The sequence below is a fragment of the Vibrio sp. 10N.222.48.A3 genome, assembly GCF_041475345.1.
GTDB lineage: Bacteria > Pseudomonadota > Gammaproteobacteria > Enterobacterales > Vibrionaceae > Vibrio > Vibrio tasmaniensis_A.
The window spans coordinates 1-221 of the sequence record NZ_JBFRVX010001314.1 but is presented as its reverse complement, the minus strand read 5'-3'; the positions used below and the strand labels follow the sequence as shown (position 1 = coordinate 221).

Sequence of the window (221 nt, the reverse complement as noted above, 5' to 3'; positions counted from 1 at the left end):
AGTATCACATCAGATAGCTCTTTAGACAAATTAAGGAGTTCTGTTTTGTTCAGCTCCCAAATTCTTTCTCGCTCTTGGCTTTTTACCGAGTCGAAGTGAATTGCGGCGGCTATCGCGGTTGCTATAGCGATTACAATATTCACAGACAGCGATGAATCAAAATTCAGCCGAAGATCCCAAGCTACATACCAAATTGTAGCTGTAAACCCTAAAATCACACC

General features: G+C 41.6%; 1 pseudogene. It reads right to left on the bottom strand.

Annotation, left to right across the window (positions count from 1 at the left end):
* Positions 1–221: pseudogene (locus AB4653_RS26010) on the bottom strand (hypothetical protein); the annotation flags it as partial.